Source organism: Janthinobacterium sp. SUN120 (genome assembly GCF_030397735.1).
Lineage (GTDB): Bacteria > Pseudomonadota > Gammaproteobacteria > Burkholderiales > Burkholderiaceae_D > Janthinobacterium > Janthinobacterium kumbetense.
Window position 1 is genome coordinate 1,530,963 of sequence record NZ_JAPUBW010000001.1, and the last position, 23,334, is coordinate 1,554,296.

Below are 23,334 nucleotides of genomic sequence, written 5' to 3' on the forward strand. Positions count from 1 at the left end.
TTCAGCTAAATAAACGCAGGGCGCGGGTGGAACCGGCCGGAATGTCGGCCGCGTCCATTTCCTGGTAAAACTCTTGCACCTGGCCGGCGATCTCGGCCAGCGCCGCATCGGACAAGGCCTGGTTGTAATCGTCGACGATGGTGGCGTCCAGGCGGCCCACCAGTGCCTTGGCGCAAGCGACCATGGCGCCGAAGCCGTCGCGCGCGGGCGCCACGCATGGCACGTCCAGCAGCAAGGTCAGGCGCGGCGTCGTTTCCTCGGCCAGGGTGACATTCGTCGACAGCGAGAACAGATAGCCGCCTTCGCCGTCCGGCATGACGAAACGGCCGTCCGGACGCACGTCGAAGCCCTGCTTTTCCAGCGCGAACAGCAAGGTGGAAATGGCCCATGGCGCGCCATTCGTGTGCAGGTTGACGCCCAGCTGGGCATCGTGACCGGCCACGAAGCGGTGCAGATTGCGCGCTTCGGCCATCACTTCCATCATGTCGGGCACTTCCGGCTCGGCGCCGATCTCGTCAGCCACGCCGCGCAGGCGCGTGACCAGTTCCGAGTATTCCAGTTCATTCAAGGCCGTGCTGCGGCTGGCCAGCTGCACGCCGCCCTGCATCTTGGTGTAGACACCGCCATGCGTGATCGGTTCCCAGTCGCCATTCACGTGCAAACCGATGAAGTGGACGGGCTTGTTGCCCACCAGGCGCAGGGTTTGCAGCACGGGCAGGATCTTGTCGCCGCGCACGGGCGCTTCCAGCGACAAAGGCAGCAGGCAATCGATCAGCGGGTCGACCAGGCTGGTCGCCTGTTCGCTGGCGGCGCTGACTTCCGGCTGCGCCGGCGCGGCAGGAGCGGCGGGTGCAGGGTCGGCATCGGCCAGCGACGGTTCCGCATGCACGGGCGCGTCCGGCACAGCGGCCGCTGGCGGCGCGCCGAACGACGGTTCGGCCTTGGCGGCGGGCGCCGCGTCGAAGCGCGGTTCCTGGCGCAGCACGGGTTCCTGGGCTTCCACGGCAGGAGCGTCGCCCTCGCGCATCAGCACGTCGTCGTGGTCGGTGGAAAAAGCCCGTTCCACGCTTTTCTTGGCCTTGTATTCCTGCCATTTGTTGTACGAGAAAACACCGACGATAAAGACGCCGCCGGCGCCGAACAAGGTAATTTGAAGGTCTGTCATGCTGCTTGTGCCTCGGTTGCAAAATTTGCGGCGGACTCCATGTCCACCGCCACGATGCGCGATACGCCCTGCTCCTGCATCGTCACACCGATCAATTGATGGGCCATTTCCATCGCAATCTTGTTATGCGAAATGAAAAGGAATTGGGTCTGGTCGGACATGCGCTTGACCATGCGGCAGAAGCGTTCCGTGTTCGAATCGTCCAGCGGTGCATCGACTTCGTCGAGCAGGCAGAACGGCGCCGGATTCAGGCGGAACATGGAAAACACCAATGCGGTCGCGGTCAGCGCCTTCTCTCCACCCGATAACAGGTGGATGGTGGCATTTTTCTTGCCGGGAGGCTGCGCCATGACTTGTACACCGGAATCGAGAATCTCGTCGCCCGTCATGGTGAGCCTGGCCTGGCCGCCGCCGAACAGAATCGGAAACAGTTCGGAAAAGTGATGGTTGACCTTGTCGAACGTGTCTTGCAGCAAGTCGCGCGTTTCCTTGTCGATCTTGTGGATCGCGTCTTCCAGCGTATTGATCGCTTCCGTCAGGTCGGCATTCTGGGCGTCGAGGAAATTCTTGCGCTCGGATGCCTGCGCCAGCTCGTCCAGCGCGGCCAGGTTGACGGCGCCCAGACCCGTGATGGCGTTCGTCAGGCGCGTCACTTCGCCCTGCAGATACGATGGACGCATGTCCGGGTGCAATTTTTCCGTCAGCGCGGCCTCGTCGGCGCCCGCTTCCAGAAGTTGCTGGGCGAATTGCTCCTGGTTCAGGCGCGCAGCCTGTTCCTTGAGCTGCATTTCCATGATCTTGTCGCGCTGCGGCTGCAAGCTGCGTTCCGATTGCGTGCGCGCATCTTCGGACAGGCGCAGCTGCTGCGTAATTTGATCGAGTTCGTGGCGCGCGTCCGCCAGCGCCCGCTCCTGCGTCGTGCGGCGTTCGAGCAAGTCCTGCAAGCCGTCGGCGGCCGCGCCGCTTTCCAGGTTGGCCAATTCCAGTTCGCCCGCCTGCAGGCTTTCCGTCACTTGCTGCGCCTGCGTGCTGGCCGTGGCGATGCTGCGGCGCAATTCCTCGATCTTCGCGCGGTGGGCTTTTTCCGCGTATTCCGTATCCTTGGCGGCCCGTTCCAGGTCGCGCAAGGCTTCGCGTGCTTCGGCCAGACGCTGTTCCTTCTGCAGGAAATCCGTGTGGCCGTCTTCGTGCGCTTCCTGCAAGTTACCCAGCTCCATGTCCAGCTGTTCGAATTTCTCTTCCGATTCCAGCTTGGTCTGCATCTGCTCCGCTTCCTGCGCGGCGATCTCGGCCAGGTCGGCGCCGATCTGCGTGCTGCGCTGGTTGAAGCGCGCTTCCACTTCCGACAGTTTCACCACGTCCAGTTGCAGAGTATGCACGGAAGACGTCAGTTGCTGTATGCGCAAGCGCAAGTCGGACAGATTGCGCGTCAGGGTGGCAACGGCCGCATCGGCCCGCACGGAACGGGCGCGCGCCTCTTCGGCCAGCAATTGCTGGGCACGCAACTGCTTGCCGATATTGTCGATTTCCTGCTGGCGGCCCAGCATGCCTTCCTGCTCCGAATCGGCCGCATAGAAGCGCACACTGGTGGCCGTCACGACGTGACCGGCGCGCGTGACGAAATAGCCGCCCGGCGGCAATTTAGCGCGTTCGGCCAGGGCTTCGGCCGCGTCTTCCACGGCATAGGCGTTGTACAGCCAATCCTGCAGCAAGCCGCGCAAGCCCGGATCGTTGAGTTTCAACAAGTTCAGGAACGGTTTCAGGCCGGCGATTTCCGGCAGCGGCAGGGGCGCCACCGTGGATGGCGCGTACAGGGCCAGCTTGGCCGGCGGCGCGTCGGCAAAGAAGGCCTTGGCCCAGTCGATGTTCGACAATTGCAAGGCCGACGTGCGCTCGCGCAAGATCGATTCCATGGCCGCTTCCCAGCCCGCTTCGATCTGCAGCTTTTGCCACAGACGCGGCAAGGTGTCGAGCTCGTGCTTTTTCAGCCATGGCTGGACCTTGCCCTGCGTCTGTACCCGTTCCTGCAATTGTTTCAAAGCGGAAAGACGCGCTTCCAGCTGGGCATTCGCCGCCGTCTCGGCATTGACTTGCGCCTGCGCCTCGGCCCGCTCCTGCTCCAGCTTTGGCTGCTGCTCCAGCGCTTCTTCCAGGTAGAAACCCTGTTCTTCCAGGGTTTGCTGCTTTTCTTCCAGTTGGAGCTTCAGGTTTTCCAGGTGGCTGCTGTCGGGCAAACTGAGGCTGTTCTTTTCCTGCTGCAGGCGCTCGCGGCGGCTCAAGAGGCTGGCCAGGATGTTCGAGGCATTGCGCTGGTGCGCCGATTCCAGCTCCAGCTGCTGCTGCGCCTGCATGATGCGCGCGCGCGATTCCGTGCTCTTGTTTTGCGCGGCGCGCCAGGCGGCGTCGAGCTCGGGCAATTGCTCGCCCTTCTGTTCCGCCATCATTTGCGATTGTTCCACCTTCGCGGCCAGTTCTTCGAGGTGGAATTCCGCCTCTTCGATCTGTTCCTGGTATTCGCCGCCCTGGCTGGTCCACTGGTCGCGCTGGGCCGTCAGGGTGGCCAGCTGTGCCTGCAGGCGGGCGCGCGATTCGATGACGAACTTGATCTGCGCTTCCAGGCTGCCGATTTCCGCATTCGTCTGGTACAGATGACCTTGCGCCGTATGCAGGCGGTCGCCCACGGCAAAGTGCGCCTGGCGCATCTGCTCGAGGGTCAGTTCCACGTTGCGCAGCTTGGCCGTCTGCTCTTCCAGGTCCGTCTGCGCCTGTTCCACTTCGCGGAAATAGCGCGTCTGCTCGTTTTGCGCCTCGTTCTTGCGCAGCAGCCACAACAGCTTCTGCTTTTCTTCCTGGTCCGCCTGCAAGGCGTGGAAACGGGTGGCGACAGCGGCCTGCGCTTCCAGCTTTTCCAGGTTGGCATTGAGTTCGCGCAAGATGTCTTCCACGCGCAACAGGTTTTCGCGCGTGTCCTGCAAGCGGTTTTCCGTCTCGCGGCGGCGTTCCTTGTATTTCGATACGCCGGCCGCTTCTTCGAGGAAGACGCGCAATTCTTCCGGGCGCGATTCGATGATGCGGGAAATCATGCCCTGGCCGATGATGGCGTAGGCGCGCGGCCCGAGGCCCGTGCCGAGGAAGATATCCTGGATGTCGCGCCGGCGCACGGGCTGGCCATTGATGTAATAGGTGGAGGTGCCGTCGCGCGTCAGGGTGCGCTTGACGGCGATCTCGGCGTACTGGCCCCACTGGCCGGACGCCTTGCCATCGTTATTGTCGAACACCAGTTCCACGGAAGCGCGCCCGGCCGGTTTGCGGTGGGTGGAGCCATTAAAAATGACGTCCTGCATCGATTCGCCGCGCAATTCCGACGCTTTCGATTCGCCCAGCACCCAGCGCACGGCGTCGATGATGTTCGACTTGCCGCAGCCATTCGGCCCGACCACGCCCACGAGCTGGCCTGGCACCTGGAAATTGGTGGGATCGACGAAAGACTTAAATCCCGACAACTTGATGGAAGAGAGACGCACGTGTTTTAGAGTTCCTGGCCTATGCTGGCGGTTATATTTGGGTGAACCCGGTTCATATTCAGTTCATGGCCACCTTGGCCACCCTTGCGGCAACAGTCTAGCCACTCACCGCAGGGAGTGGTTCATCATACCATTTCCTGATGCTTTTCTGGCCAAAAAACCGCAGCGCCAGGCGCCGGCGTGCCCCGCCTTACGGGGCTGGGCGGCCATCCTGCGCCAGTTTCCAGTCTTCGCGGGAAAAAACACGCTCATGACCGGACAGCGCCAGGGCCAGTTTTTGCAGCCATTGCTCGGTCGGCATGGGCTCCGCCTTGAAGCTGAGCCCCACCATCAGCACGAGGCTGGCCAGGGCCAGCGCATGGCTGACGGCGATATTCACGGCGCCGCGGGCGCTCCACATGAAGCCCAGGGCCAGCGCCAGGCCCAGCACGCAGCCGCTGACGGCTTCCGACACGCTGTGCGCATGCACGACCACGCGCGAAATGGCCACCAGCACGGCAAAGGCCACGCCGACAAGCACGCCGGCATGGCGCCAGCGCGGTGCGGCCCGCTGCAGCAGCACATACATCAGCACGGGAAACACGGCGCCGGCGCGCATGGCGTGGCCGCTGAAGCCCGTAAAATCGAGCGCGCTGCTGCCCACGCCCCAGCTCATGAAGGCCAGCTTCGACAGCACCACGAGGGCCAGGCCGCCGCCGTACCACAGGCTCCAGCTGAGCACGAGGCGCCATTGGCGCGAGACGAGCAGCCACAGGGCAATCGCCACGCCAGCCGGCCCCATCACGGACATATCGGCCGCAAAAGAAATCCCATTCCACCAAGTCATCGCGCCTGCACTTATTTCATGATCAGCTTGCACTATGCCACGACTCTGCCCTGTTCCGCGCGGCTTTTGCTGTGCTGCAGCGAAGAATTACATTCGATTACAAACTTTCCACGCCGAAACCATCGGCCCGGCATGGCATGGCATGGCATGGCGGGGCGCGGCAGGCGTCAGATATTCGTCAGACGCTTGCCCTTGGGCGGCGCAAAGTCGCGGATCGATTCGATCATGCCCACTTCCAGCGCCTGGTCGGCCGTCAGGTGCAGGTCGGAATACGCGTGCACCTGCCACTGCTCTTCCGTCAGGCTGACGTGGCCGCGCAGGATGCGCTCGGTACGCATGTCATCGGCGCGCAAGCCCTCGACGATGATGCTGAGCGCGTCGGGGCGGGAACCGGGCGAGGCTGTCGCATGCGACTTGTGCACCATGAAGCGGGCCGTGTCGCTGGCATGGCGGCGCCGCCCCGCCAGGAACAGGGTGACGGCGATGGAGGCCACGGCGCCCGCGTTATAGGTGATGATGTCGAGCGGCAACTTGCTGAGGAAGTTGTACAGACAGATGCCGTCGCTGACGTAGCCGCCGTTCGACTGGATCAGGATGTGGGCGGTGGTGAGCTTGTCTTCCGTGATGTCGGCCGCGGCGTTGAAGACGCGCCGCACCATATCGCTGTTGACGTCGCCCGAGAGGGTAAAGTAACCGTGCTGCTCGGTGTTGTTTTGCGTCTCGCTTTGTGTAGTGTTCATGGCAGGCACCCGCAAGAAAGCCAGAATTTCATCATAGCGCATTCCCGCGCGGCCGGGCGCCCTTTTGCGGCGCCGCCAGCCCCCTGACAGCCCCGCAAACCGGGGCTTTTGCTGCAATTTGACAATGTCTTTTCAGATTGACAGAAACACCCTGCTGGCATATATTCCTCCCACTTGATCGGGAGAGGGCAAACCAGCGTTGCCGCCGAAGGGGCACTACCCAAAAACTCTCAGGCAAAAGGACCGATCAGGCGGACTGCAGCTGTTGCTTTGGCGACACGTTTCAGCTCAACTCTGGAGAGCGGCCGCGGCTATTGCCGGCGGCCCACCGAAGGGGCGCACGGGGCAAGCCCCCGTAATCTCTCAGGTACAAAGGACAGGGGGGTCAGTGATCACGCTGGAAAGCCGTGTTTGGCTATTCTATGTTTTGTTAACTCCCCTTTTACCTTCGTCCCGAGGAATCCATGACGCTCAAAGCGACCCCACTCAATAACGCCCACCGTGCCCTCGGCGCCCGCATGGTCGATTTCGGCGGCTGGGACATGCCCGTCAACTACGGCTCGCAAATCGAAGAACACAACGCCGTGCGCGGCGATGCCGGCATGTTCGACGTGTCCCATATGTGCGTGGTCGATATCGAAGGTCCGAACGTGCGCGCCTTCCTGCGCGGCTTGCTGGCCAACAACGTTGACAAGCTGCAAGTGTCGGGCAAGGCGCTGTACTCGTGCATGCTCAATGCCGAAGGCACCGTCATCGATGACCTGATCGTCTACTTCTTCAACGAAAACTGGTTCCGCCTCGTCGTCAACGCGGGCACGGCTGAAAAAGACGTGGCGTGGATGCAGCAGCAAAACACCAACACCAACAGCGGCCTGACGATCACCGAGCGTCGCAATGCCAACAATCCGATGGCCTTGGTGGCCGTACAAGGCCCGAACGCGCGCGCCAAGGTGTGGCAAGTGCTGCCGGAAACGCAAGCCGCGTCCGAAGCCATCAAGCCGTTCAATGTCGTCATCGTCAAGGACACGGCTTTCGGCGAAGTCATGCTGGCGCGCACCGGCTACACGGGCGAAGACGGCTTTGAAATCGGCGTGGCCGCCACCCAGGTGGAAGCGCTGTGGAACGCCCTGGCGGCGGCCGGCGTCAAGCCTGCCGGCCTGGGCGCGCGCGACACCCTGCGCCTGGAAGCGGGCATGAATCTGTACGGCCAGGACATGGATGAAACCGTCAACCCGCTCGACGCGGGCCTGGCGTGGACCATCGACCTCGTCAGCGAGCGCGACTTCATCGGCAAGGCGGCCCTGCTGGCCAAGGGCCAGAACGCGCAATTCGTGGGCCTGATCCTGCGCGAAAAAGGCGGCGTGCTGCGCGCCCACCAGAAAGTCATCATCGCCGGCAGCGAAGCCACGGGCGAAATCACCAGCGGCACCTTCAGCCCGACGATGCAGGAAGCGATCGCGCTGGCGCGCGTGCCGAATGGCGTCGCCGTGGGCGACACCGTGCACGTGGAAATCCGCGGCAAGCAGCTGGCCGCTTCCGTCGTCAAGCTGCCTTTCGTGCGTAACGGTAAAATCCTGGCTGCGTAAGGTTTTATAGAGCCGCCCGCAAGACCGTACAACCATAATCAATAACGAACACTTACCATCTGGAGCCACACATGAACATTCCTGCAGACCTGAAGTACACCGCTTCCCACGAATGGGTACGCCTTGAAGGCGACGGCACGATCACCGTCGGCATCACCGAGTACGCGCAGGACGCCCTGGGCGACATCGTCTTCGTCGAACTGCCAACCGTGGGCAACACCTACGGCGCCGGCGACGACGCCGCCGTGGTGGAATCGGTCAAGGCAGCGAGCGACATCTACGCGCCGATCGCCGGCGAAGTCGTGGCCGTCAACGACGACGTGGTCAACTCGCCAGAGTCGATCAATGCCGACGCCTACGCCAACTGGCTGTTCAAGATCAAGCCAGCCGACGTGTCGGCCCTGGACGGCTTGCTCGACGCTGCCGCCTATGGCGCCACCACCGGCGCCTAATCGCGTTTGACTCACGGGCCGCAATCGCGGCCCGTTTGCATTTTTTCTGCGCTGCGCCCGCGCGCCGCATCCCGGTTTTTCAGTCTTTTTTGGCCTCTATATCATGACCCGCACCAGCCTGACCCAACTCGAAGCACGCGATGCCTTCATCGCCCGCCACATCGGCCCTTCCCACACCGAACAAGCAGCCATGCTGGCGACCCTCGGCTATCCATCGCGCGCCGCGCTGATCGACGCCCTGGTACCGGCCAACATCCGCAACAAGGGCGCCCTGCCCCTGGGCGCGTATTCGCAGCCGATGCCGGAACAGGAAGCCCTGTCGCGCCTGAAAGCCATCGCCGGCAAGAACCAGGTTCTCAAATCCCTGATCGGCCAAGGCTACTACAACACATTCACGCCCGGTGTCGTTTTGCGCAACATCTTTGAAAATCCGGCCTGGTACACGGCGTACACGCCTTACCAGCCTGAGATTTCGCAAGGCCGCCTGGAAGCGATCCTGAACTTCCAGCAAGTGATCACGGACCTCACCGGCATGGGCATCTCGAACGCCTCGATGCTGGACGAAGGCACTGCCGCCGCCGAAGCGATGACCCTGATCCAGCGCGTGGGCAAGTCGAAGTCGAACGTGCTGTATGTGGCCAATGACGTGCTGCCGCAAACGCTGGAAGTGGTGCAGACGCGCGCCCAGCCGATCGGCATCGAAGTGCGCACGTTTGATCCGGCAGAAATCGAGTCGCTGGACGCCTGCTTCGGCGTGCTGCTGCAATACCCTGGCGTGAACGGCGTCGTGCGCGACTACCGCGCCGGCGTGGAAAAACTGCACGCGAACGGCGCCATGGTCATCGTCGCGGCTGACCTGCTGGCCCTGACCATGCTCACGCCTCCGGGCGAATGGGGCGCCGACGTCGTCGTCGGCAACAGCCAGCGCTTCGGCGTGCCGCTCGGCTTCGGCGGCCCGCACGCGGGCTATCTGTCCACGCGTGATGAATTCAAGCGCAATATGTCGGGCCGCCTGGTAGGCGTGACCGTCGATGCGCAAGGCAACAAGGCGTACCGCCTGGCCCTGCAAACGCGCGAACAGCATATCCGCCGCGAAAAAGCGACCTCGAACATCTGCACGGCGCAAGTGCTGCTGGCCGTGATGGCCTCGATGTACGCCGTCTACCACGGCCCGGCCGGCCTGCTGCAGATCGCCCGCCGCGTGCACCGCTTTACGGGCGTGCTGGCGGCCAACCTGAAGACCCTGGGCTATGGCGTCGTCAATGCGAGCTACTTCGACACCCTGACCATCAACGTCGTCGATGCGGCGCAACTGCACGCGACGGCCATGCACCACGGCGTCAACCTGCGCAAGATCGACAATACCCACGTGGGCGTGTCGCTCGATGAAACCACCACGCGCGACGATATCGCGCTGCTGTGGAAAGTGTTCGCGCACGGCCTGGCCAACGCGCCTGCCGCCCCGGACCTGGACAGCGTGGAAGCAAATGTGACCAGCGCGCTGCCGGCGCAACTGGCGCGAGAAAGCGCCTACCTGACCCACCCCGTCTTCAACAGCTACCACTCGGAACACGAGATGCTGCGCTACCTGCGCAGCCTGGCCGACAAGGACCTGGCGCTGGACCGCACCATGATCCCGCTCGGTTCGTGCACCATGAAACTGAACGCGACGAGCGAAATGATCCCCGTCACCTGGCCGGAATTTTCGAACATCCACCCGTTCGCGCCGGATGCGCAAACGGTCGGCTACCGCGAGATGATTTCGCAGCTGGAAGAGATGCTGTGCGCCTTGACGGGCTACGCGGCCGTCTCGCTGCAGCCGAACGCCGGCTCGCAGGGCGAATACGCGGGTCTGCTGGTGATCAAGGCCTACCATGAATCGCGCGGCGAAGGCCACCGCAACATTTGCCTGATCCCGTCGTCGGCGCACGGCACCAACCCCGCCTCGGCCAACATGGTCGGCATGCAGGTGGTCGTCACCAGCTGCGACGCCAACGGCAACGTGGACCTGGCCGACCTGAAGGCGAAGGCGGAAAAGCACAGCGCCAACCTGGCTTGCGTGATGGTCACCTACCCATCCACCCACGGCGTGTTTGAAGAAGGCATCCAGGAACTGTGCGAAATCATCCATGCGCACGGCGGCCAGGTCTACATCGACGGCGCCAACATGAACGCGCTGGTCGGCGTGGCCGCTCCCGGCTCGTTTGGCGGCGACGTGTCCCACCTGAACCTGCACAAGACCTTCTGCATCCCGCACGGTGGCGGCGGACCGGGCGTCGGCCCGATCGGCGTCGGCGCCCACCTGGCGAAATTCCTGCCGAACCAGCGTTCCTCGGGCTACCAGCGCGACGCCGCCGGCATCGGCGCCGTCAGCGCCGCGCCGTTCGGCTCGGCCAGCATCCTGCCGATTTCGTGGATGTACATCGCCATGATGGGCGCGGAAGGCTTGACGGCCGCCACCGAAACGGCGATTTTGGCGGCGAACTACATCGCGCGCCGCCTGGCGCCGCACTACCCCGTGCTGTACTCGGGCCACGACGGCCTGGTCGCGCACGAGTGCATCCTGGACCTGCGCCCGATCACGGACGCCACCGGCATCAGCAACGAAGACGTGGCCAAGCGTTTGATGGACTTCGGTTTCCATGCGCCGACCATGAGCTTCCCCGTGCCGGGCACCCTGATGATCGAGCCGACGGAAAGCGAATCGAAAGTGGAGATCGACCGCTTCATCGACGCCATGATCGCCATCCGCGCGGAAATCGCCAAGGTCGCCAGCGGTGAATTCGACCACGACGACAACCCGCTGAAAAATGCGCCGCACACGGCACAGGTATTGATGTCGGACAACTGGGAACGCAAGTACAGCCGCGAAATCGCCGCCTACCCCGTCGCTTCCTTGCGCCAGCGCAAATACTGGCCGCCGGTCGGCCGCGCCGACAACGTGTACGGCGACCGCAACCTGTTCTGCGGTTGCGCGCCGATCAGTTCCTACGAAGAAGAGTAAACGCCATCTGCCCGGCTAGCCGGGCAGGAGGAACACAGAACGGCAGGCCGCAAGGTCTGCCGTTTTTTTTATGCGCCGCGTTACAGCGCCAGCAAGGCCGCGCCCGGCAATCCCAGGACGGTGCCCAGCATCGTCAGCAGCACGACATCGCGCCGCTCGCAGCGGGCGCGGTGCGAACTCCAGGCGGCGAACAGCAAGGCCACGGCCACGCCGCTGAGCGAAATACCCACTTCCGTCATGTCCGCTCTCCCAGCAGATGCGGCGCAGCCGCCATTGTTACGTTCATCATCGTCGTCATCCTTTGCCTTTATTGAGTTAACTACCTATCGGTAGGTAGTCAGTGTACAATAAAAAGGACGGCAGTGTCCATGCCGTGTTTTTTGACGATACAAAGGAAGCGCAATGCAGCAGCAAACCACTCTCCCCGCCGCCAGTCTCGGGCTGGCGGCTTCCCTGGCCCTGGTGGCCGTGCTCGGCCCGGCCGGCATCGACATGTACCTGGCCTCGATGCCCGCCATGGCGCGCGAGCTGCACACCTCGTATGCGAACGTGCAGCTGAGCCTGACGGTTTTCCTGCTGGCCCTGGGCGGCGGGCAATTGCTGTGCGGGCCGCTGACCGACATGCTGGGCCGGCGCCGTCCGCTGCTGGCCGGCATCGCCGTGTACATTCTTGCCGCCGTGTGGGCGTCGCAGGCGGATCAATTGAGCACCCTGCTGCTGGCGCGCTTGCTGCAAGGCCTGGGCGCCGCGCTGACCCTGGTCGTGGTGATGAGCATGGTGCGTGACGTGGCCGATGGCGTCAAAGCGGCGCAGCTGTTTGCCCTCTTGATGACCATCGTCGGCCTGGCGCCCGTGCTGGCGCCCGCCGTGGGCGGCTTGCTCGACGCGCATTACGGCTGGCGCGCCGTGATGCTGGCCCTGGCCGCGCTGGGTCTCTTGACCCTGCTCAATAGCGCGCTGTTCCTGCCAGAAACCCTGCCAGCGGCCCGACGCGTCGCGCCGCGCGGCATGCACCGCACGTATGCGCGCATCGCGCTGGACCGCGCCTTCCTGCTGCCCGCGCTGGCCCTGTCCGCCACTTTCTTTTTCCTGTTTGCCTATATCGGCGGAGCGTCGCTCGTGTACCAGCGCGATTTCGGCCTGTCCGCCGGCAGCTTCGGCCTCGTGTTCGGCGCCACGGGCGTGGCCGTGCTGCTAGGCGCCATGGCCAGCGGCCGCCTGGTGGAAAAGCACGGCGTGGCGCGCCTCTGCGTGGCGGGCAGCGCGGCCATGCTGGGCGGCGCGGGGCTGGCGCTGCTCGGCGCCTGGGCGGGAGCAGGCATCGCCGCCGTCGTGCCGGGCATGTTCGTGGCCCTGTTTGGCCTGGGCATCGCGGAAGCGGCGCTGATGGCCATGGCCATGGGTTCCCAGCAGCGCGCGCTCGGTTCCACGGCCGCGCTGCTGGGTGCCATCCAGATGACCTTGTCGTCGCTGGCCACGCCGCTGGCGGCCAGCCTGTCCGAATGGGGGCCGCTGCCGTGGCTGCTGTTCTTGACCGTGGCCGGCCTGCTGGTATCATGGCTGACCCTGGCCACTGCGCGCGTCCATCCGGTCCATGCCAGCAGCCTGGGAGCGCACTGACGCCTCACCCCATATCACCCCCATGATGAAAAAACGCTCGGCCTCGGCCGATAACATCTGTGCCGTCGCCGTCGTCCACTTTTCGGAACACGGCTACGACGCTTCGTCCCTCAGCGACATCGCCGCGCAGGCGGGCATGCGCAAGGCTTCGCTGTACTCGCACTTCGCCGGCAAGGACGCCCTCTTCCTCGACGTGTTTGCCGACGCCCTGGCCGAAGAGCAAGCCTTCATGGACAGCTGCTTCGCCGACGAAGCGGCGCTGGCGGCGCCCGGCGGCCAGCAAGCCGGCGCCCTGTACTGCGACCGCATGGCGCAGCGCTATGCGGATTCGGCCCATTTGCGCTTTCTGCTGCGCACGGCATATTTGCCGCCCGCCCCCCTGCGCGTGGAAGTGGGCACGGGCTACGAAGCCTTGCTGGCGCAGCTGCAGCAGTATTACGTGCAGAGCCTGGCCCGTCTCGCGCCCACGTTATCGCCGCAGCGCATCGACCTGTATGCGCAAGCCTACCTGGGCATCGTCGACAGCCTGCACGTGGAACTGATCTACGCGGGCGGCGCCGCGCTGCAGCAGCGTCATGCGGCGCTGTGGCAGATACTGTCCGATTCGCTGGCGATGGCCACGCAACATGGCTGAGCATGCGGCCTGCCACAGTCACATTACACTTTGGAAACCTAAGATTTCTTCAGTTGACACTCTTGCAGCATGTGCATAAGATGCCCCCATTATTCATTTACGGAGTCCCACGTGGGTACTTGTTCTAGTGACAGTAGCCGATCTTGTATCGGCGATTGCCTCGGCAGCTAAACAGCAAGCAACGCGGAACTCTCTTTCCTCCGTGCCTTGCTGAGCAAGGTGCGGTGTCTCGCGCGGCCAGTACGGCCGCACGCCTCCTCCCCCTCTTTCCGATCGCGACCGGCTACTGACCCGGATTGCCCGCCAGCACTATCGTGCTTTGGCGGCACGCAAGTCTTGCCTGCGGCTGCGCCGCCCGTCAACACCTCGTCGTGAAAGGAAGAGCAATGAATCTCTTCACCCGCTTATTCGAATCGTTCCTGCGCAAACGCCATACGGCAGGCAACTTCCGCCGCCGCGCCATGCCGCTGGAAAACAGCACGGCCCGCCCCGTGCCCGACCACCTGGCGCGCCAGTTGCTGGCCGCCGCCCATGAAGACCTCGATAGCGCCCTGAACCGCCTGCACACGCGCCTGGAAGGCTTGCGCGATGCCGAAGCGCAAGTGATCGGCGCGCAAACGGGTCCGAACGAGGTCGAGCATGAAAAACCGCTGGCCTGGTACCAGCACCTGTGGCTGTGCTACAAGAATCCGTTCAACCTGCTGCTGACCGTGCTGGCCATCGTTTCCTACCTGACGGAAGATCCGAAGGCAACCATCGTCATCGGCACCATGGTGATCTTGTCGACCCTGCTGCGTTTCGTGCAGGAAGGCCGCTCGAACCGGGCCGCCGAGCGCCTGAAAGCCATGGTCAGCAATACAGCCACCGTGCTGCGCAATGGCCAGCAAGTCGAGCTGCCGATCCGCCAGCTGGTGCAGGGCGACCTCATCGTGCTGTCGGCAGGCGACATGATCCCCGCCGATTGCCGCCTGCTGTCCGCGAAAGACCTGTTCGTCAGCCAGGCCGCCATGACGGGCGAATCCTTGCCCGTGGAAAAGATGGCCGAGCTGGCCGACGCCCATGGCAAAGATCCCATGGAACTGGCCAATCTGCTGTTCATGGGCACGAACGTGATCTCGGGCGCCGCCACGGCGCTGGTATTGGCCACGGGCAACCGCACCTATTTCGGCACCATCGCCACGCGCGTGACGGCCACCGAGCGCACGCCGACGGCGTTCGAAGCGGGCGTGAACAGCGTCAGCTGGCTCTTGATCCGCTTCGCCCTCGTGATGGCGCCGCTCGTCTTCCTGATCAACGGCTGGACCAAGGGCGACTGGATGGAAGCATTCCTGTTCGCCCTGTCCGTGGCCGTCGGCCTGACGCCGGAAATGCTGCCCATGATCGTCACCAGCACCTTGGCCAAAGGCGCCGTGAAACTGTCGAAAAAGAAAGTCGTCGTCAAGCGCCTGGACGCCATCCAGAACTTCGGCGCCATGGACGTGTTGTGCACGGACAAGACGGGTACTTTGACGCAGGACAAGATCGTGCTCGAGCGCCATACCGACGTGTTCGGCCAGCAATCCGATGAAGTGCTGCAATTCGCCTATTTGAACAGCCACTACCAGACGGGCTTGAAAAACCTGCTGGACCGCGCCGTGCTCGACCACGTGGAATTGCAGACGGAAATGCAGCTGGCGCGCGACTACGTAAAGGTCGATGAAATCCCCTTCGATTTCGTGCGCCGCCGCATGTCCGTCGTCGTTTCCGAAAAGAATGATCACCATGAACTGATCTGCAAGGGCGCCGTCGAGGAAATCCTCGCCGCCTGCAGCCACCTGCGCCTGGGCGGCGTGAATATTCCCCTCGACGCGGCCCTGCTGGACAAGGTGCTGGAAACCACGCATGGCCTGAATGCGGAAGGTTTGCGCGTGGTGGCCGTGGCCGTCAAGGAAGTGCCGCCCCACAAAACCGTGTACGGCGTGGCCGATGAAACGGCGCTCACGCTGATCGGTTATGTCGCCTTCCTCGATCCGCCGAAGGAATCGACGGCGCCCGCCCTGCGCGCGCTGGCGGAACACGGCGTGACCGTGAAAGTGTTGACGGGCGACAACCACCTCGTGACGGCAAAGATTTGCCGCGAAGTGGGCCTGGCCGTGCATGGCGTGCTGCAAGGCCCGCAACTGGACGACATGGACGACGCCACCCTGGCGAAAGCGGCCGAGGACAACACGGTGTTTGCCAAGCTCAGCCCGCTGCACAAGGAGCGCCTCGTGCGCGCCCTGCGCGGCAATGGCCACATCGTCGGCTTCATGGGCGACGGCATCAACGACGCGCCCGCCCTGCGCGCGGCCGATATCGGCATTTCCGTCGATTCCGCCGTCGATATCGCCAAGGAAGCGGCCGACATCATCCTGCTGGAAAAGAGCCTGATGGTGCTGGAAGAAGGCGTGCTGGAAGGCCGCCGCACCTTCAGCAACATGCTGAAATATATCCGCATGACGGCCAGCTCGAACTTCGGCAATGTGTTTTCCGTGCTGGTGGCCAGCGCCTTCCTGCCGTTCCTGCCCATGCTGCCGCTGCACTTGCTGGTGCAAAACCTGCTGTACGACGTGTCGCAGATCGCCATCCCGTTCGACAATGTCGACGCCGAACTGATCCAGCAGCCGCTGAGCTGGAACCCGCGCGACATCGGCCGCTTCATGGTGTTTTTCGGCCCCATCAGCTCGATCTTCGACATCAGCACGTTTATCCTGATGTGGCATGTGTTCGGCGCGAATACCCCGGAACAGCAAACCCTGTTCCAGTCCGGCTGGTTCGTCGTGGGGCTGTTGACGCAAACCCTGATCGTGCACCTGATCCGCACGCCGAAGCTGCCCTTCATCGACAGCATCGCTTCCGTGCCCCTGCTGGTGGCCACGACCCTGATCATGGCCGTGGGCGTCTTCCTGCCGATGGGACCGCTGGCGACTTACTTCAAGCTGCAAGCCTTGCCATTGGGCTACTTCCCCTGGCTGCTGGGCATCCTCGTCTGCTACACCCTGCTGACGACGTTCATGAAACGCGTGTACCTGCGCAAATTCGGCTGGCAATAGTATGATGGGCCGCTCATACCCCTACACAAGGCACGCATGAGCGGCTCCCCCTCACCTTCATCCATATCCAAACGCACGCAGGCCCTGCTGCTGTCGGGCCTCGTGTTTCCCGGCAGCGGGCATTTCTTATTAAAACGCAAGGCGCGCGGCTGCCTGTTCCTCGTGCCCGCGCTGGTCGCGCTGGTGCTCGTATTGCGCCAGATCATGGCACGATTGGATCAAGTTATGGCACAGATCGACAGCGGCGCCCTGCCCCTCGACATGCAGCTGATCGTGGAAAAAGTCGATGCGCTGTCGGCCCATGACGGCCCCGCCATGACGGTGGCCGTTTGTGTGCTGGTGGCGTGCTGGATCGGCAGCCTCGTCGATACCATGCTATTGAAGCCGTAAGGTCGCTGGCGTCAAACGGCATCGCCCTTGACGCGGCGCGGCTTCGGTCCGCGCACGGCGGCGATGCGCGCTTCGCTGCGCACCTGCACGCGGTCGCTGAACCAGCCCTGTAAATCCTCGCCAAAGCCGGCCGGCGCCGCACTGCCCACGCCTTGCGCCAGGTCGGCCAGGGTCGTCTTGGCCAGCTCGGCGCGCATGCTTTTCTCGGCGCGCAGCATCAAGGCATGGATGCCGCACACGCCGCTGGTCATCCAGCCGGGCGGCTCGCCTTCGTACAGGGTGCAGCGGCTGCGGATCTGCTGGCAATCGAACAGCGGTTTCGGCCCCTCGATGGCGTCCACCACGTCGAGTACGCTGATCTCGGCAGCCGGACGCGCCAACTGGTAGCCGCCGCGTATGCCTTCCGACGCCGTCACGATGCCCGCCTTTTCCAGCTTGGGGAAGATTTTTGCCAGGAAAGAGACGGAAATGCCCTGCAATTCCGCCAGGTCGCGGCTGCTGGCAGGCTCGGCAAGCGGCTGCGCCAGATACAGCAGGCAATGCAAGCCATACTCGGTGCCGCTTCCATAATGTGCCATGATGCCATTCCTCCGTTGCAAAACGGGGACTGTAGCACTCCCCGTTTGCAGCCGCAAGGCTACAGCGACAGCTCGAACGCGGGATCGGCGGCTGCCAGCGCCGCCGCGCTGTCGGCCGGCGGATAAATCACGCGGCCATTGATGGCCACCTTCAAGGCCTTGCCTTCGCTGCCCGTCATCCACACCTTGCGCTCCCAGCCCTGCGTGACGACCGCTCCCCACGCCCCCAGGTCCAGGCACGTCACATAATACGGCTGGCGGTAAGGCCGCGTGGCCAGGCCCAGCAGGTCTGCCACGGCATTGTCGCCCGAGGAACGTCCGAGGAACATGGCGTGCTGGCAACTCATCAGCGTGTGATTGCCGGCGTCGTCCGTGGCGGCGACAGCCGCGTCGCCCGTGGCAAACACATTGGGGGCAGCAGGCACGCGCAAGTCGTTCGCCACCCGCAGGCGGCCCGCCGCATCCTTGTCGCCGGGAATCTGCGCCGTCAGCGCGCTGGCCCGCACGCCCGCCGTCCACACCACGGTGGCCGCCTCGATGCGCTCGCCATCGGCCGTCGTCAAGCCATCCCCGTCGATGGCGGCGACGGCCGAACCGAGCCGGCATTCCACGCCCAGCTCCGCCAGCGCCTGCTCGATCACGGGACGCGGTCCCGGTCCCAGGTCGGGGCCGATGTCGGGCGCCCGCTCGACGATGATCACCTTGATGTCGGCATCCTGCCCCAGGATGGCGCGCAGGCGGGCCGGCAGCTCGGCCGCCAGTTCGATGCCCGTGAAACCGCCACCGGCCACGATGACCGTATTGCGCGCGGCCGATGCGGGCCGGCAAGCCAGCGCATGCAGGTGCGCATCGAGCGCCACCGCGTCGTCGCGCTGATCGGTGCTGAAGGCAAATTCTTGCAAGCCAGGAATATCCGGCCGGAACAGGCTGCTGCCCGCCGCCAGCACCAGGCGGTCATAGGCCAGGGTCGAACGGCTGCCGTCGGCGGCCACGATATCGACCTCGTCGCTGGCGCTGCGGATGGCCTCGACCTTGCCCGCGATGAAGTGCACGCCCGTGTCGTCAAACAGTTGCTGCAACGGCGCCACCATGCCGGCAGGCGCCGGCTCGTACAGGCGCGGGCGCATCGTCAGCACCGCTTCCGGCGCCACCAGCGCCACTTCGATGTCGCCTGCCGCAACGTTTTCCAGCCGCAGGCGGCGCACGGCGGCCAGGGCACTCCACAAGCCGGCAAAGCCGGCACCAATGATCAATACGCGCTGTGTCATGTTTTTTCTCCTTGATTTGATAACACAGACTATATCACTCCTCGTTATTGGACGCAAGCGGACATGGCGAAAAAGGCGCAGCCTGTCTTGCGGTCCGCGCCGCACTCGCGTAGATTCGCGGCACAACGAACAGGGAAAGTCCCATGCAAGAGGAATTGGAAACATTGCTGGCAGCAGCGTTCAAGAGCGAGCGGATACTGGCGCGCCGGCTGGCGGCGCAGGAAGGCATCGCCGGCGACGCGGCGCTGCAGCGCATACTGGAACAGGCGGCCAGCACGCAGGGCCTTGCCGCCCTGCTGGCGGCGCGGACGCAGGCGCGCGCGGCCGACGCGCAGCGCAAGGCGCAAAAGATCAGCGACCGCCAGCAGGCGCAAGCGGCCAAGCGCCTGCCGGCTGGCCCCGCTTCGGCATGGCGCGGCTGGTTCGACGGCTCCGCCCACCCGAATCCGGGCAAGCTGGGCATCGGTGCCCTGCTGCTGGGGCCGAACGGCGAACGCATCGAAGTGAGCGAGGCGGCCGGTTATGGCAGCAGCAGCGACGCGGAATATGCGGCCCTGACGGCCGTGCTGCAGGCGGCACTCGGCGTGCGCCCGCCGCCCGCGCAACTGCTGCTGTACGGCGACAGCCAGGTGGTGATCAACGATGTATTGGGAACGGCGGCGGCAGGCGCCAAGGGACTGGAAATACACAGGGCCACCGTAGTGGCCCTGCTGGAACAATTACACGATGTAACGCTGCGCTGGCTGCCGCGCCACCGCAATGGCGAGGCGGACCGGCTGTCGCAGCTGGCGATCGCCGGCTGGGTGGAGGACGACCCTCCACCCCTTGCCGTTTAGGCGGCGCGGCCGATCTGCAATGCCTCTTGCGGCGCCTTGGCCGCCGAGCGCTTGCTGCCCCCCACGGCCTTCAAGCCGCCGGCGCCGGCCTGCTGGCCATTGAGTTTAAACACGCTGACCACTTGCGCCAGGTTGTGCGCCTGGTGCTGCATCGATTCGGCGGCAGCCGCCGACTCTTCCACCAGGGCCGCGTTTTGTTGCGTCACAGCATCCATCTGGCCGATGGCCCGGTTGATCTCATCGATGCCCACGCTTTGCTCGCTGCTCGCCGCCGTGATTTCCGTGATGATGTCGCTCACGCGCTGCACGCTGTCGACGATGTCGTTCATGGTCGAACCGGCTTGCGCCACCAGCATGCTGCCCGCGTTGACTTGCTCCACGGAAGCACCGATCAGGGTCTTGATCTCTTTCGCCGCCGACGCCGAACGCTGCGCCAGGTTGCGCACTTCGGACGCCACGACGGCAAAGCCGCGGCCCTGCTCGCCCGCGCGCGCCGCTTCCACGGCCGCGTTCAAGGCCAGGATATTCGTCTGGAAAGCGATGCCGTCGATGACGGAAATGATGTCGACGATCTTGTTCGACGAAGCATTGATCGATTCCATCGTGCCCACCACCTGCGCCACGACTGCGCCGCCCTTGACGGCCACTTGCGCCGCCGAGGCCGCCAACTGGTTCGCCTGGCGCGCATTGTCCGCATTCTGTTTCACGGTGCTGGTCAGTTCTTCCATCGACGACGCCGTTTCTTCCAGGGAACCGGCCTGCTCTTCCGTGCGGGAAGACAGGTCCTGGTTGCCGGCGGCAATTTCCGTCGATGACGTGGCGATGCTGTCCGTACCTGCGCGCACTTCGCTGACGATGTTGAGCAAGCTCGTGTTCATGTCCTTCAGGGCCAGCAAAAGTTGCCCAGTTTCATCTTTGGCGCTGGCGTCGATCTGCGCCGTCAAGTCGCCATCGGCTACCTTGCGGGCGATTTCCACGGCCGTGCGCAGGGGGCGCACGATGCCCGTCGTCAACAGCCAGGCGCAGACGACGCCAAAGCCCAGCGCCAGCACGGCCAGGGTCAGCAGCAAGTTGCGGCTCGTCTTGGCGACCTCGTCGATCTCGCGCGCCGTCGTGTCGATGCTGGCGCGCTGGTGCTGCAGCATGTCGTTGACCACTTTCAGGTATTTCGTCGAACCGGGCACGAAGATGCCCTGGAACGCCTTTTCTGCCTCGGCTTCCTGCCCATCCGCCTTCAGCTTCGACACTTGCGCGCGCGAATCGAGGTAAACCTTGCGCTGCTCGCTCACCAGGCGGAACAGTTCCTTTTCTTCCGGGCTGGAAATCAAGGCTTCGATTTTCTTTTGCAATTCGCCCGACACGACGGACGATTGCTTGGCCTCTTCCGCAAAATACGCGCCCAGTGACGTGTCGCTGCTGCGCGCGATGGCCGTGGTGCGGCGCACGCCGCTATCGATCTTTGCATACCAGTCGGAAATATAGCGTTCCTTCGCCAGCGGCAGCTCCATCATGGTGCGCGTAGCCATGGCCACGTCGTGCAAACGCCACACGCTGATGCCCGTAATGAGCATGGAAAACAGCAAAATCACGGCAAAACCCAGGCCGAGGCGCACACCAATACTGACGTTTCTTAACAAATTCATGTGAATATCCTAAAAAAGCGGAACCAGACTATATAAAAGGGGTTGCGGCTGCCTGGGGCAGCCGCGGCGGCATCAGCGCGTGCCGATGCGCAAAGTGGTTTGCGGTGCTGCCGGGCGTTTCTGCGCGTGTTGCACACCCTTCACGCCGCCGGCGCCGGCCTGCTGGCCATTGAGTTTAAAGACGCTGACGACTTGCGCCAGGTTGTGCGCCTGGTGCTGCATCGATTCGGCGGCGGCCGCCGACTCTTCCACCAGGGCCGCATTTTGTTGCGTCACGGCATCCATCTGGCCGATGGCGCGGTTGATCTCGTCGATGCCCACGCTTTGCTCGCTGCTGGCCGCCGTGATTTCCGTGATGATGTCGCTCACGCGCTGCACGCTGTCGACGATGTCGTTCATGGTCGAACCGGCTTGCGCCACCAGCATGCTGCCCGCGTTGACTTGCTCCACGGAAGCGCCGATCAGGGTCTTGATCTCTTTCGCCGCCGACGCGGAACGCTGCGCCAGGTTGCGCACTTCGGACGCCACGACGGCAAAGCCGCGGCCCTGTTCGCCCGCGCGCGCCGCTTCCACGGCCGCGTTCAAGGCCAGGATATTCGTCTGGAAGGCGATGCCATCGATCACGCTGATGATATCGACAATCTTGTTCGAGGAAGCATTGATCGATTCCATCGTGCCCACCACCTGCGCCACCACTGCGCCGCCCTTGACGGCCACTTGCGCAGCCGACGCTGCCAACTGGTTCGCCTGGCGCGCATTGTCCGCATTCTGTTTCACGGTGCTGGTCAGCTCTTCCATCGACGAGGCTGTTTCTTCCAGGGAACCGGCCTGCTCTTCCGTGCGGGAAGACAGGTCCTGGTTGCCGGCGGCGATTTGCGTCGACGACGTCGCGATGCTGTCCGTGCCGCTGCGCACTTCGCCCACGATATTGAGCAAGCTCGTGTTCATGTCCTTCAGGGCCAGCAGCAGTTGCCCAGTTTCATCCTTGGCGCTGGCGTCGATCTGCGCCGTCAAGTCGCCATCGGCCACCTTGCGGGCAATGTCCACGGCCGTACGCAGGGGGCGCACGATGCCCATCGTCAAGACCCAGGCGCACACGACGCCGAAAGCCAGCGCCAGCGCGGCCAGCACCAGCATCAGGTTGCGGCTGGTATTGGCGACGGCGTCGATCGCGCGCGCGGTGGCGTCGATCGTGGCGCGCTGGTGTTCCAGCAAGTCCGAGACCATCTTCTGGTATTTGGCGGCGGCCGGCACGAACGTCTTTTCAAACACGTCGTTGGCGGCATCGACCTGCGCTTCGCCCTTCAGCTTGTAGACCTGGTCGCGCGAACCGATGTACACCTTGCGCTGTTCCAGCAAGCCCGCGAACATGGCTTTTTCCTCCGGCTTGTCGATCAGCGCCTCGATTTTCTTTTGCAGCTCGGCCGAGCTGGACGACGAGACTTTCGATTCTTCGGCAAAATAGCCGCTCAGCGAGGTATCGCTGCTGCGGGCAATGGCGATGGTGCGACGCACGGCGCTGTCGATACGGCCATACCAGTCGGAAATATAGCGCTCCTTGGCCAGCGGCTGCTCCATCATGACGCGCGTGGCGCTGGCCACGTCGTGCAAGCGCCAGACGCTGATGCCCGTAATGAGCATGGAAAACAGCAAAATCACGGCAAAACCGAGTCCCAGGCGGACACCGATGCTGACGTTGCGTAATAAATTCATGTGACTATCCTAAAGAGCCCTGATGCCATGGCTGGCAGTTTCGCGCTGCTGCGGGCTGGCTGCCATGGCGAAACGGGCGTAAAAAGTGAAACTCAAGTGAAACTGGCGCACGGTTCGGCTGAACCGTGCGCCAGGAAATGCGCTAGCGTGCGCCTTGCAGAAAAAGCAAACAATGCTTGGGGTCAATTGTTTCTAAAAAACCCTCTCGCACTAGGGTGTCAGGAAATGTTCAGTGCAAGGCGCGTTGCCGAAGACAGTACGAATGTACGGCGAGGCAATGCAAC

17 protein-coding genes and 2 riboswitches are annotated in these 23,334 nt (G+C 63.7%); of the genes, 8 read left to right on the plus strand and 9 right to left on the minus strand.

Annotated elements, in window-relative coordinates:
* Window position 1: 1 nt before the first annotated feature.
* The 4 genes from O0879_RS06660 to O0879_RS06675 all read right to left on the minus strand — a co-directional run bounded on the left by O0879_RS06660 (window position 2) and on the right by O0879_RS06675 (window position 6,255).
* Window positions 2–1,165, minus strand: coding sequence for a cell division protein ZipA C-terminal FtsZ-binding domain-containing protein (locus O0879_RS06660; protein ID WP_289915545.1), 1,164 nt, complete (start codon window positions 1,163–1,165; stop codon window positions 2–4).
* Complete coding sequence (gene smc, locus O0879_RS06665; RefSeq protein WP_289915554.1) at window positions 1,162–4,689, minus strand: chromosome segregation protein SMC; 3,528 nt, start codon at window positions 4,687–4,689, stop codon at window positions 1,162–1,164. Before smc ends, O0879_RS06660 begins: the two co-directional genes overlap by 4 nt.
* 190 nt (window positions 4,690–4,879) lie before the next feature.
* Entirely contained in the window at window positions 4,880–5,515 is a 636-nt protein-coding gene (locus tag O0879_RS06670; RefSeq protein ID WP_257218642.1) for a phosphatase PAP2 family protein, read from the minus strand.
* Window positions 5,516–5,682: 167 nt separating this feature from the next.
* A complete protein-coding gene (locus O0879_RS06675; RefSeq protein WP_289913826.1) occupies window positions 5,683–6,255 on the minus strand; it encodes an ATP-dependent Clp protease proteolytic subunit in 573 nt (190 codons plus the stop codon).
* Window positions 6,256–6,424: 169 nt separating this feature from the next.
* Window positions 6,425–6,511: riboswitch (glycine riboswitch) on the plus strand.
* A 28-nt stretch (window positions 6,512–6,539) separates the two neighbouring features.
* Window positions 6,540–6,645, plus strand: a riboswitch (glycine riboswitch).
* A gap of 74 nt (window positions 6,646–6,719) precedes the next feature.
* Between O0879_RS06675 and gcvT the strand changes: the two genes are divergently transcribed.
* The 3 genes from gcvT to gcvP all read left to right on the plus strand — a co-directional run bounded on the left by gcvT (window position 6,720) and on the right by gcvP (window position 11,297).
* Entirely contained in the window at window positions 6,720–7,841 is a 1,122-nt protein-coding gene (gcvT, locus tag O0879_RS06680) for a glycine cleavage system aminomethyltransferase GcvT (protein WP_251349130.1), read from the plus strand.
* A 71-nt stretch (window positions 7,842–7,912) separates the two neighbouring features.
* Window positions 7,913–8,293 (plus strand): glycine cleavage system protein GcvH, encoded by a 381-nt coding sequence (gene gcvH / locus O0879_RS06685; RefSeq protein ID WP_077403327.1) that lies wholly within the window; start codon window positions 7,913–7,915, stop codon window positions 8,291–8,293.
* 103 nt (window positions 8,294–8,396) lie between these two features.
* Window positions 8,397–11,297, plus strand: a complete 2,901-nt coding sequence (gcvP, locus tag O0879_RS06690; protein WP_289915556.1) for an aminomethyl-transferring glycine dehydrogenase — start codon at window positions 8,397–8,399, stop codon at window positions 11,295–11,297.
* A gap of 80 nt (window positions 11,298–11,377) precedes the next feature.
* Here the strand turns inward: gcvP and O0879_RS06695 are convergent, their stop codons facing one another.
* Window positions 11,378–11,536: a hypothetical protein gene (locus tag O0879_RS06695; protein WP_161789584.1), complete on the minus strand. Its 159-nt coding sequence runs from the start codon at window positions 11,534–11,536 to the stop codon at window positions 11,378–11,380.
* A gap of 163 nt (window positions 11,537–11,699) precedes the next feature.
* Between O0879_RS06695 and O0879_RS06700 the strand changes: the two genes are divergently transcribed.
* The 4 genes from O0879_RS06700 to O0879_RS06715 all read left to right on the plus strand — a co-directional run bounded on the left by O0879_RS06700 (window position 11,700) and on the right by O0879_RS06715 (window position 17,012).
* The gene (locus O0879_RS06700; protein WP_289915558.1) at window positions 11,700–12,917 is read left to right on the plus strand and encodes a Bcr/CflA family efflux MFS transporter; all 1,218 of its coding nucleotides are present in this window, start codon (window positions 11,700–11,702) and stop codon (window positions 12,915–12,917) included.
* Window positions 12,918–12,939: 22 nt separating this feature from the next.
* Window positions 12,940–13,551, plus strand: coding sequence for a TetR/AcrR family transcriptional regulator (locus O0879_RS06705; RefSeq protein ID WP_289905346.1), 612 nt, complete (start codon window positions 12,940–12,942; stop codon window positions 13,549–13,551).
* A gap of 386 nt (window positions 13,552–13,937) precedes the next feature.
* The gene (mgtA, locus tag O0879_RS06710; protein WP_289913833.1) at window positions 13,938–16,622 is read left to right on the plus strand and encodes a magnesium-translocating P-type ATPase; all 2,685 of its coding nucleotides are present in this window, start codon (window positions 13,938–13,940) and stop codon (window positions 16,620–16,622) included.
* A gap of 36 nt (window positions 16,623–16,658) precedes the next feature.
* Complete coding sequence (locus tag O0879_RS06715) at window positions 16,659–17,012, plus strand: DUF6677 family protein (RefSeq protein ID WP_289915559.1); 354 nt, start codon at window positions 16,659–16,661, stop codon at window positions 17,010–17,012.
* Between the two features lie 11 nt (window positions 17,013–17,023).
* Here the strand turns inward: O0879_RS06715 and O0879_RS06720 are convergent, their stop codons facing one another.
* Together O0879_RS06720 and O0879_RS06725 are read right to left on the minus strand one after the other, a co-directional pair.
* Entirely contained in the window at window positions 17,024–17,590 is a 567-nt protein-coding gene (locus tag O0879_RS06720; protein WP_251349136.1) for an Rrf2 family transcriptional regulator, read from the minus strand.
* A gap of 59 nt (window positions 17,591–17,649) precedes the next feature.
* On the minus strand, window positions 17,650–18,858 hold the full coding sequence (locus O0879_RS06725) for an FAD-dependent oxidoreductase (RefSeq protein ID WP_289915560.1): 1,209 nt from the start codon (window positions 18,856–18,858) through the stop codon (window positions 17,650–17,652).
* Window positions 18,859–19,001: 143 nt separating this feature from the next.
* On the opposite strand from O0879_RS06725, the gene O0879_RS06730 reads away from it, so the two are divergent.
* Window positions 19,002–19,694, plus strand: a complete 693-nt coding sequence (locus tag O0879_RS06730) for a ribonuclease HI family protein (protein ID WP_289915562.1) — start codon at window positions 19,002–19,004, stop codon at window positions 19,692–19,694.
* Here O0879_RS06730 and O0879_RS06735 read toward each other — a convergent pair.
* Both O0879_RS06735 and O0879_RS06740 read right to left on the minus strand, forming a co-directional pair.
* Window positions 19,691–21,337 (minus strand): methyl-accepting chemotaxis protein, encoded by a 1,647-nt coding sequence (locus tag O0879_RS06735; protein WP_289915563.1) that lies wholly within the window; start codon window positions 21,335–21,337, stop codon window positions 19,691–19,693. The two genes, O0879_RS06730 and O0879_RS06735, sit on opposite strands and share 4 nt — an antisense overlap.
* A 72-nt stretch (window positions 21,338–21,409) precedes the next feature.
* The gene (locus O0879_RS06740; protein ID WP_289915565.1) at window positions 21,410–23,050 is read right to left on the minus strand and encodes a methyl-accepting chemotaxis protein; all 1,641 of its coding nucleotides are present in this window, start codon (window positions 23,048–23,050) and stop codon (window positions 21,410–21,412) included.
* Between the last annotated feature and the right edge of the window lie 284 nt (window positions 23,051–23,334).

Bases quoted from the DNA above. Each gene is read 5' to 3' on its own strand.
- O0879_RS06705 (WP_289905346.1), top strand. From the start codon at position 12,940: ATGATGAAAAAACGCTCGGCCTCGGCCGATAACATCTGTGCCGTCGCC.
- O0879_RS06660 (WP_289915545.1), bottom strand. From the start codon at position 1,165: ATGACAGACCTTCAAATTACCTTGTTCGGCGCCGGCGGCGTCTTTATC.
- O0879_RS06715 (WP_289915559.1), top strand. From the start codon at position 16,659: ATGAGCGGCTCCCCCTCACCTTCATCCATATCCAAACGCACGCAGGCC.
- O0879_RS06670 (WP_257218642.1), bottom strand. From the start codon at position 5,515: ATGACTTGGTGGAATGGGATTTCTTTTGCGGCCGATATGTCCGTGATG.
- O0879_RS06700 (WP_289915558.1), top strand. From the start codon at position 11,700: ATGCAGCAGCAAACCACTCTCCCCGCCGCCAGTCTCGGGCTGGCGGCT.
- O0879_RS06735 (WP_289915563.1), bottom strand. From the start codon at position 21,337: ATGAATTTGTTAAGAAACGTCAGTATTGGTGTGCGCCTCGGCCTGGGT.
- O0879_RS06740 (WP_289915565.1), bottom strand. From the start codon at position 23,050: ATGAATTTATTACGCAACGTCAGCATCGGTGTCCGCCTGGGACTCGGT.
- gcvP (WP_289915556.1), top strand. From the start codon at position 8,397: ATGACCCGCACCAGCCTGACCCAACTCGAAGCACGCGATGCCTTCATC.
- gcvH (WP_077403327.1), top strand. From the start codon at position 7,913: ATGAACATTCCTGCAGACCTGAAGTACACCGCTTCCCACGAATGGGTA.
- gcvT (WP_251349130.1), top strand. From the start codon at position 6,720: ATGACGCTCAAAGCGACCCCACTCAATAACGCCCACCGTGCCCTCGGC.
- mgtA (WP_289913833.1), top strand. From the start codon at position 13,938: ATGAATCTCTTCACCCGCTTATTCGAATCGTTCCTGCGCAAACGCCAT.
- O0879_RS06725 (WP_289915560.1), bottom strand. From the start codon at position 18,858: ATGACACAGCGCGTATTGATCATTGGTGCCGGCTTTGCCGGCTTGTGG.
- O0879_RS06695 (WP_161789584.1), bottom strand. From the start codon at position 11,536: ATGACGGAAGTGGGTATTTCGCTCAGCGGCGTGGCCGTGGCCTTGCTG.
- O0879_RS06675 (WP_289913826.1), bottom strand. From the start codon at position 6,255: ATGAACACTACACAAAGCGAGACGCAAAACAACACCGAGCAGCACGGT.
- O0879_RS06720 (WP_251349136.1), bottom strand. From the start codon at position 17,590: ATGGCACATTATGGAAGCGGCACCGAGTATGGCTTGCATTGCCTGCTG.
- O0879_RS06730 (WP_289915562.1), top strand. From the start codon at position 19,002: ATGCAAGAGGAATTGGAAACATTGCTGGCAGCAGCGTTCAAGAGCGAG.